At 64.5% G+C, this 7,167-nt stretch carries 9 protein-coding genes; 5 read left to right on the top strand and 4 right to left on the bottom strand.

All coding sequences use genetic code 11. The annotated features are described in order from the left end of the window. Positions 1-140 precede the first annotated feature (140 nt). Positions 141-356, bottom strand: a complete 216-nt coding sequence (locus tag HNP46_RS34220) for a hypothetical protein (RefSeq protein ID WP_184598308.1) — start codon at positions 354-356, stop codon at positions 141-143. Between the two features lie 199 nt (positions 357-555). Here HNP46_RS34220 and HNP46_RS34215 point away from each other — a divergent pair, with 199 nt between their 5' ends. Next, the gene (locus HNP46_RS34215) at positions 556-1,086 is read left to right on the top strand and encodes a hypothetical protein (RefSeq protein ID WP_184598306.1); all 531 of its coding nucleotides are present in this window, start codon (positions 556-558) and stop codon (positions 1,084-1,086) included. Here the strand turns inward: HNP46_RS34215 and HNP46_RS34210 are convergent. Beyond that, a complete protein-coding gene (locus HNP46_RS34210) occupies positions 1,077-1,289 on the bottom strand; it encodes a DNA-binding protein (protein ID WP_184598304.1) in 213 nt (70 codons plus the stop codon). The two genes, HNP46_RS34215 and HNP46_RS34210, sit on opposite strands and share 10 nt — an antisense overlap. 122 nt (positions 1,290-1,411) lie before the next feature. On the opposite strand from HNP46_RS34210, the gene HNP46_RS34205 reads away from it, so the two are divergent. Then, on the top strand, positions 1,412-1,822 hold the full coding sequence (locus tag HNP46_RS34205; RefSeq protein ID WP_184598301.1) for a helix-turn-helix domain-containing protein: 411 nt from the start codon (positions 1,412-1,414) through the stop codon (positions 1,820-1,822). Between the two features lie 5 nt (positions 1,823-1,827). Here the strand turns inward: HNP46_RS34205 and HNP46_RS34200 are convergent, their stop codons facing one another. Next, complete coding sequence (locus HNP46_RS34200; RefSeq protein WP_184598298.1) at positions 1,828-2,709, bottom strand: DUF6685 family protein; 882 nt, start codon at positions 2,707-2,709, stop codon at positions 1,828-1,830. 150 nt (positions 2,710-2,859) lie between these two features. On the opposite strand from HNP46_RS34200, the gene HNP46_RS34195 reads away from it, so the two are divergent. Then, positions 2,860-3,081 (top strand): DUF2835 domain-containing protein, encoded by a 222-nt coding sequence (locus HNP46_RS34195; RefSeq protein WP_184598295.1) that lies wholly within the window; start codon positions 2,860-2,862, stop codon positions 3,079-3,081. Positions 3,082-3,134: 53 nt separating this feature from the next. Continuing rightward, complete coding sequence (locus tag HNP46_RS34190; RefSeq protein WP_184598292.1) at positions 3,135-4,160, top strand: quinone-dependent dihydroorotate dehydrogenase; 1,026 nt, start codon at positions 3,135-3,137, stop codon at positions 4,158-4,160. A 102-nt stretch (positions 4,161-4,262) separates the two neighbouring features. On the opposite strand, the gene rmf is transcribed toward HNP46_RS34190, so the two are convergent. Beyond that, on the bottom strand, positions 4,263-4,481 hold the full coding sequence (gene rmf, locus HNP46_RS34185; protein WP_081519407.1) for a ribosome modulation factor: 219 nt from the start codon (positions 4,479-4,481) through the stop codon (positions 4,263-4,265). A gap of 483 nt (positions 4,482-4,964) precedes the next feature. Here rmf and rlmKL point away from each other — a divergent pair, with 483 nt between their 5' ends. Then, positions 4,965-7,148, top strand: a complete 2,184-nt coding sequence (gene rlmKL, locus HNP46_RS34180) for a bifunctional 23S rRNA (guanine(2069)-N(7))-methyltransferase RlmK/23S rRNA (guanine(2445)-N(2))-methyltransferase RlmL (RefSeq protein ID WP_184598290.1) — start codon at positions 4,965-4,967, stop codon at positions 7,146-7,148. Positions 7,149-7,167 lie beyond the last annotated feature (19 nt).

Genomic DNA, 7,167 nt, shown 5'->3' with positions numbered 1-7,167 from the left:
CTGATCGTGAGGCTCAACGCAATGGTCAGGGATGGCAAACAGTGGCGAACGGAGAATGGGTAAAAGACAGTTGCTCCTACGTAAACGGGAACATCGGAGCGGTACCGGAGGATGACGGAGAGATCAGGTCTGACGCGGGATCAACTCCCGCTCCGCCCATTCGCGTGCGGCTCGGTCAGCGCCCGCCGATACTTGGCGAACAGCTCATCGGACATGCTGCTCGTACCCAGCATCTTCACGGCGAAGGACTTCACCTGTTCGTCACTGTACGGCTCCTGCTGCGGCGCCGGTTGGCTGGCGCAACCCACCAGCCACAGGGGCGTGATCAGGGAAAAAAGAGCGAGGGCACGGTTCATGGTTTTCACACACAGGCTGGTTCGGGATGGTTGTCAGGCTATCAACCGCTCGAAGTGAGCAGAAATCATCCCGTTCAATAATGGATATCGTTCTGGCGAGTTCCGACCGGCCGGTCTGTCAGAAGTTTCCCTGCCTACGGCGTTTTTCTTCGAATAGCGATATCCTTCGCGGCTGTTCATCTCTCAGCAGGACCTGCCCATGAAAGCCCAACTCGTCGAACTTCTCACGCTGATCAGCTCCGGCTGCCTGGGCGAGGAGGAGATCCGGCAGATCGCCGACGAGGCCTCGCAGGCCTATGCCGATCCCGCGGCCTTCCTCGCCGCCAATGCGGACATCAACTACGACGACGACTTCCCGATTCCGCTGGGTGAATGGGTCGTGGTGGGCAGCCTGCCGGAAATCGTGCTGTTCATGGGCGACAGCTACGAGGAGCTGTTCGGTGAGATCCGCTCCTCGTTCGACCCGAGCGTGAGCTTCGTGCTGCAGGCCAAACAGCTGCGCAAGGCCGAGCCGCTCGCCGCGCTGAACCGTATCCAGACCCAGCTGGGCGCGCTCTACCCGGAGAAGGGCGGCTACGTGCTGGTGGATTTCAGCGAGCCGCTGGACACCGAGCTGCAATGCGTACTGGTCTACCGCAACGACCTGGAGCGCGTCATGCAGCTGTGCGTGGAGATCGGCATTCCCGCCGCACCGGCACTGCAGGCGGCGCAGGCTGCCGATCAGGGCTGATCCGGCTGGCTCATCCTGATCAGGGCGCCCAGGTCCACCAGGATCTGGCCGCCGATGCGGCGTGAGGGTATTTCACCGAGCTCTATCCAGCGCTGCACAATGGTCTGGCGGTCGTTCAGGCCGATCAGCTGTGCAAAGCGCTGAGGCGTCACGTAATAGCCCCCCGCGAGCAAATCCGCGGTGAATTCCCTTTCTTCGCTCATGCGGTATCCCGCACCATCTTGAACCCCTGATCCACGGGCGTCTGCCTCGCTCTGGAGCGTCAATTTATCCCAATTGTTAGGGCGATTTGCCGGGCTTTTGCAGTCTCGGAGATGGATGACACATGGTGAAGAAGCATTTCCTGTTCACCGCAGGAGAAAGACTACGGGCGCTTCGTTCGCTCACGGGAATGTCGCGCCGCGCTTTTGCCGAAACGGTCGGTATGAAGGCCAAGGATGTGGAGAACATCGAGTACGGCAACCAGCGCATGCGCGACGAGGACTTCGAGAAGGTCTGCAGCATCTACGAGGACTTCAGCCGCTGGATCACCTACGAGGGGCCGCTGGATTCGCCCAAGGTGACCTGGCAGGTCGCCGATTCGGCCCAGCGTGCGGCGGTCTACCTGGTCCAGCGCAACCCCGAGTTGCTGGCGGGCAGCGGCCTGAGTCTGGAAGAGTGGCAGGCCCGGCATGAGGACGTGCTGCAGAGCCTGGTCGAGGAAGAGCGCCTGCTGCGGCAGGGCGAGGACGAGTGACGGCCTCAGGCGGCGCTGCCGACCCGGCGCAGGTAGGCGATCACGTCCGCGGCGCCGGCTTCGCGCAGACCGCGGCCGAGGGCGTCCGCCTGCGGATGGTCGCGGGGTAGCAACAGGCTTTCCGGGGTTTCCGAGTTGAACAGGCCGAAGCGCGCGTAGGGCATCCCGGTCTCCAGCAGCAGCGCCATGAACGCTGAGTCGCTCCAGGCCTTGGCCGGCATGCCGAGCATGTGGAAGTCGCGCTCCAGTTCATCCAGCACCGAAGCCTGCAGTGCATGGCGCTGGATGCGCGCCGGCAGGATGATCTCCAGCCCGCGCCGCCGCGCGTAGACCACCGCGCTGGCCAGCTCGCAGGGATGGCTGTCGTCGTCCCAGAACAGCCGCGAGCCATGCCAGCCGGCGCTGCGCAGGTGCAGCGGGGCCTTGCGCTCGAAGCCCGGCAGGGCCACGCCCAGCACCTTGGTGAAGTCGTTGTAGCTGATGATCCGTACCTTGCGGCACTGCTCGCAGTTGGACAGCTCCTCCAGCGTCGGCCGCGAACTGTCCAGCACGCTGCGGCAGCACAGGCCGTCGATGCTGCGCAGGTCGACTGCCGGATGCTGCTCCTGGCTGCTGACCACCAGGCGCGCGAGTACGGCATGGATGCGCGCCTTGTCTTCCTGCACCGGTCCGGAGAGGGCGCCGCGCGGCAGGTCGATCAGGCGATGCAGCGGCGGCCCGGATTGCCAGCCGATACCGCTCGCCGTTGTCGGCAGCGGGTCGAAGGGCAGCGACAGGATGCGGCTGCGCTCGGCCACGTTGTGCCCGTCGGCGGCGCCAATGCCCAGGCGCTGGGCGAGGGCGGCAAGACGACTGGTCACGCTGCGGGGACGGGTTGGTTGACTCATGGACGACGCAAGACTCCCGATGGCCGGACGGTCAGTGCAGGAAGCGCCGTGGCGGATGCGCGGCGAATTGCCCTAAGCATAGGAAACCCTGGGGCCGATTGGCGCCCGGGTTGTGGCAAAATTCTTCCCTTCACTTTCGAGGTGGCCTCCATGGCTCGCGTTGTACTCGATATCTCGCTGCCGGCAGACCGGCTGCAGGCGCTCTACCGCGGGCAGGCCAACCGCATCCAGGTGCTCAGTCGCGACGGTCGGCAGGTCAATCTGCCGGCGCATCACCTGCGTCCCTTCGTCACTCACAGTGGCATCCAGGGCTGCTTCGAGCTGGAATTCGACGATTCCGGGCGGCTGCTGGCGCTGCGTCGCCTCGCCTGAGCGAGGGCGGGCTGGCTATAATAGCGCCCCATTTTGCCGACCGATGCCCGACCATGTACAGCCTGGCCCGCGAGCTCCTGTTCAAGCTCTCCCCGGAAACCTCCCATGAATTGTCCATCGACCTGATCGGCGCCGGTGGCCGCCTGGGCCTCAACGGCCTGCTGACCCAGGCGCCGAAAAGCCTGCCAGTCAAGGTCATGGGGCTGGAGTTCGGCAACCCGGTGGGGCTGGCTGCCGGCCTGGACAAGAACGGCGATGCCATCGACGGCTTCGCCCAGCTGGGCTTCGGCTTCGTCGAGATCGGCACCGTTACCCCGCGTCCGCAGCCGGGCAATCCCAAGCCGCGCATCTTCCGCCTGCCGCAGGCCACCGCGATCATCAACCGCATGGGTTTCAACAACCACGGCGTCGATCACCTGATCGAGCGGGTCAAGGCGGCGAAGTACAAGGGCGTGCTGGGCATCAACATCGGCAAGAACTTCGATACGCCGGTCGAGCGTGCGGTGGATGACTACCTGATCTGCCTGGACAAGGTCTACGCCCACGCCAGCTATGTGACGGTCAACGTCAGCTCGCCCAATACCCCCGGCCTGCGCAGCCTGCAGTTCGGCGATTCGCTCAAGCAACTGCTTGAGGCGCTGCGCCAGCGCCAGGAAGACCTGGCCGTGCAGCATGGCCGCCGGGTGCCGCTGGCGATCAAGATCGCCCCGGACATGAGCGACGAGGAAACCGCCATGGTTGCCGCCGCGCTGATCGAATCGGGCATGGACGCGGTGATTGCCACCAACACCACCCTGGGCCGTGAAGGCGTCGAGAACCTGCCCTTCGGCAACGAGGCCGGCGGCTTGTCGGGCGCTCCGGTGCGCGAGAAGAGCACCCATATCGTCAAGGTACTGGCCGCTGAGCTGGGTGGTCGCCTGCCGATCATCGCTGCCGGCGGCATCACCGAAGGTGCCCATGCGGCGGAGAAGATCGCCGCGGGTGCGAGCCTGGTGCAGATCTACTCGGGGTTCATCTACAAGGGCCCGGCGCTGATCCGCGAAGCGGTGGACGCCATTGCGGCGGCCCGGCGGGCATAAGGACGGCAGCAGAAATAAGTAGGGCTCCTTTCGGAGCCCTTGGGCTTGCGCCCTTTTCCGCCCGGATGGGGCGGCTTGGGGAAGTCGGGGGTGACCCTGGATTCAGCCTGTTGCGTGCTGGAGTTGGTTCACACGTTGAATACCGGCCGCGCCGGTCAAACCATCCCAGTTGTCGCCACGGCCCTCACGCCAGCCATTGAGCCAGGATTGCCGGGTAGTGGGATGGGTAAACGGACAGAGGTCGCGAGATTTTCCAGTGATACCGTGCTGATATCCGCGCAAAAAGGCTCTTTCCAACGGATCACGCTTAAGTCTTCTCATAGGGTGTTGCCCTCACTTGTTGACTGTTATGTCCCGTTGGCCCCCCAGGGAGGCCGGGCGGAATGTTCCGCCAAATGGGGCGCATTGCCGGCGTGACGCGCCCCGCCCGACACCATTGCGGTGAAGGATTACCCCGAGTTCTATCGAAAGGTTCCGGGGCTGTGAATGACCAATTTGTCATAAGGACGTAACTCTTATGGGATCAAGCCATAAGGTTCCGTCGGGTTCTAAAGTGCCATTACGGCATAACCCGCCAGGGGCGGGAGGTTGCCGAGGATCAAGAGGAATGTGTGTCTAATTGCGACTTTCTCTCGCTCCGACGAGTGGGATGACTTTCTGCGACGCGAGGCCGCAGGCCGGCTCGCCGGTCCATCCCTGAAAATGAATACAAGGGTCGCCTGGATTTCGTATCGACGAACAAAAGGTGGCTGACAAGGCCGTAAGCGGCTTTGCTGAAAGGGCTGCGGCCCGGGAACTATTTGCATGGCGGATTTGCACGATCTCTTCCTTACCTGCCCGAAAGGGCTCGACGGTCTGTTGCTGGAGGAAGCCCAGGAACTCGGGCTGACCGAAGCGCGTGCCCAGGTCTCGGCCATTCGCGGCAAGGGCGATCTGGAGACGGCTTACCGCCTGTGCCTCTGGTCGCGTCTGGCCAACCGTGTGCTGCTGGTGCTGTCGCGCTTCCAGGTCAGCAACGCCGAAGACCTCTACCTGGGCGTCAACGCCGTACCCTGGGGCGACCATCTGGATGCTGGCGGCAGCCTGGCGGTGGAGTTCAGCGGCAAGGGCTCGGGCATCGACAACACCCACTTCGGTGCGCTGAAGGTGAAGGACGCCATCGTCGACAATCTGCGCGCCGAGTTCGGCAAGCGCCCGACCGTGGACAAGGTCAACCCGGACATCCGTGTGCACCTGCACCTGGATCGCGGCCAGGCCGTGCTGTCGCTGGACCTTTCCGGACACAGCCTGCACCAGCGTGGCTACCGCCTGCAGCAGGGCGCCGCGCCGCTGAAGGAAAACCTCGCCGCCGCCGTGCTGATCCGTGCTGGTTGGCCGAAGATCGCCGCTGAAGGCGGCGCATTGTCCGACCCCATGTGCGGTGTCGGCACCTTCCTCATCGAGGCCGGCCTGATCGCCGCCGACGTGGCGCCGAACCTCAAGCGCGAGCGTTGGGGCTTCAGCAACTGGCTGGGCCATGTGCCGGCGATCTGGAAGAAACTCATCGAGGAAGCCCAGCAGCGCGCCGACATCGGCCTGGCCAAGACGCCGCTGTGGATTCGCGGCTACGAGGCCGATCCGCGGCTGATCCAGCCGGCGCGCAACAACATCGAGCGCTCGGGCCTGGCCGAGTGGGTGAAGATCTACCAGGGCGAACTGGCTACCTTCGAGCCGCGTCCGGACAAGGGCCAGAAGGGCCTGATCATCTGTAACCCGCCCTATGGCGAGCGCCTGGGCGACGAAGCCAGCCTGCTGTACCTCTATCAGCACCTGGGCGAACGCCTGCGCCAGAGCTGCCTGGGCTGGACCGCCGGGGTGTTCACCGGCGCGCCGGAGCTGGGCAAGCGCATGGGCATCCGCAGCCACAAGCAGTACGCCTTCTTCAACGGCGCACTGCCCTGCAAGCTGATCATGCTCGACGTGGAGCCGCGCCAGTTCGTCACCGGCGATCGCGGTGAGCGCAGCGAAGCGGCTTCGGCACAGGGCGCCGTGGTGATCGAGCAGGCGCGCCTGAGTGAGGGTGGGCAGATGTTCGCCAACCGCCTGCAGAAGAACCTCAAGGCGCTGGGCAAGTGGGCGCGCAAGGAAAAGATCGAGTGCTACCGGGTGTATGACGCCGACATGCCCGAGTACGCCCTGGCGGTCGATCTCTACCGCGACTGGGCCCATGTCCAGGAATACGCCGCGCCCAAGTCCATCGATCCGGAAAAGGCGCAGATCCGCCTGCTCGACGCGCTGGCGGCACTGCCCCAGGCGCTGGGCATTCCCACCGAACGCATCGTCATCAAGCGTCGCGAACGGCAGACCGGCAAGAAGCAGTACGAGCGGCAGAACGCCGAGGGCCGCTTCATGGAAGTGGAAGAAGGTGGTGTGAAGCTGCTGGTCAACCTGACCGACTACCTCGACACCGGCCTGTTCCTCGACCACCGCCCGATCCGCCTGCGTATCCAGCGCGAGTCGGCCGGCAAGCGTTTCCTCAACCTGTTCTGCTACACCGCCACGGCCACCGTGCATGCGGCCAAGGGCGATGCACGCAGCACCACCAGCGTCGACCTGTCCAAGACCTACCTGGACTGGGCGCGGCGCAACCTGTCGCTCAACGGCTTCTCCGACAAGCAGCGCCTGGTGCAGAGCGACGTGATGGAGTGGCTGCGCGAGGACCGCGGCGAGTACGACCTGGTGTTCATCGACCCGCCGACCTTCTCCAACTCCAAGCGCATGGAAGGGGTCTTCGATGTCCAGCGCGACCACGTCGAGCTGATCGACCTGGCCATGGCCCGTCTGGCCAAGGGCGGGGTGCTGTACTTCTCCAACAACTTCCGCAAGTTCGAGCTGGACGAAGGCCTGTCGACGCGTTACCAGGTCGAGGAAATCAGCGCCCAGACCCTCGACCAGGATTTCGCCCGCAACAGCAGGATCCACCGCGCCTGGCGTATCAGCGTCCGCTGAGCCGCGTGACGCGCGGCCT

The organism is Pseudomonas nitroreducens, from assembly GCF_014204515.1.
Taxonomy (GTDB): domain Bacteria; phylum Pseudomonadota; class Gammaproteobacteria; order Pseudomonadales; family Pseudomonadaceae; genus Pseudomonas; species Pseudomonas nitritireducens_A.
This window is presented reverse-complemented; position numbering and strand designations above follow the sequence as displayed.

Excerpts from the sequence above, each read along its gene's own strand:
- rlmKL (WP_184598290.1), top strand. The coding sequence starts at position 4,965 with ATGGCGGATTTGCACGATCTCTTCCTTACCTGCCCGAAAGGGCTCGAC.
- HNP46_RS34200 (WP_184598298.1), bottom strand. The coding sequence starts at position 2,709 with ATGAGTCAACCAACCCGTCCCCGCAGCGTGACCAGTCGTCTTGCCGCC.
- HNP46_RS34220 (WP_184598308.1), bottom strand. The coding sequence starts at position 356 with ATGAACCGTGCCCTCGCTCTTTTTTCCCTGATCACGCCCCTGTGGCTG.
- HNP46_RS34215 (WP_184598306.1), top strand. The coding sequence starts at position 556 with ATGAAAGCCCAACTCGTCGAACTTCTCACGCTGATCAGCTCCGGCTGC.
- HNP46_RS34190 (WP_184598292.1), top strand. The coding sequence starts at position 3,135 with ATGTACAGCCTGGCCCGCGAGCTCCTGTTCAAGCTCTCCCCGGAAACC.
- HNP46_RS34205 (WP_184598301.1), top strand. The coding sequence starts at position 1,412 with ATGGTGAAGAAGCATTTCCTGTTCACCGCAGGAGAAAGACTACGGGCG.
- HNP46_RS34210 (WP_184598304.1), bottom strand. The coding sequence starts at position 1,289 with ATGAGCGAAGAAAGGGAATTCACCGCGGATTTGCTCGCGGGGGGCTAT.
- HNP46_RS34195 (WP_184598295.1), top strand. The coding sequence starts at position 2,860 with ATGGCTCGCGTTGTACTCGATATCTCGCTGCCGGCAGACCGGCTGCAG.
- rmf (WP_081519407.1), bottom strand. The coding sequence starts at position 4,481 with ATGAGAAGACTTAAGCGTGATCCGTTGGAAAGAGCCTTTTTGCGCGGA.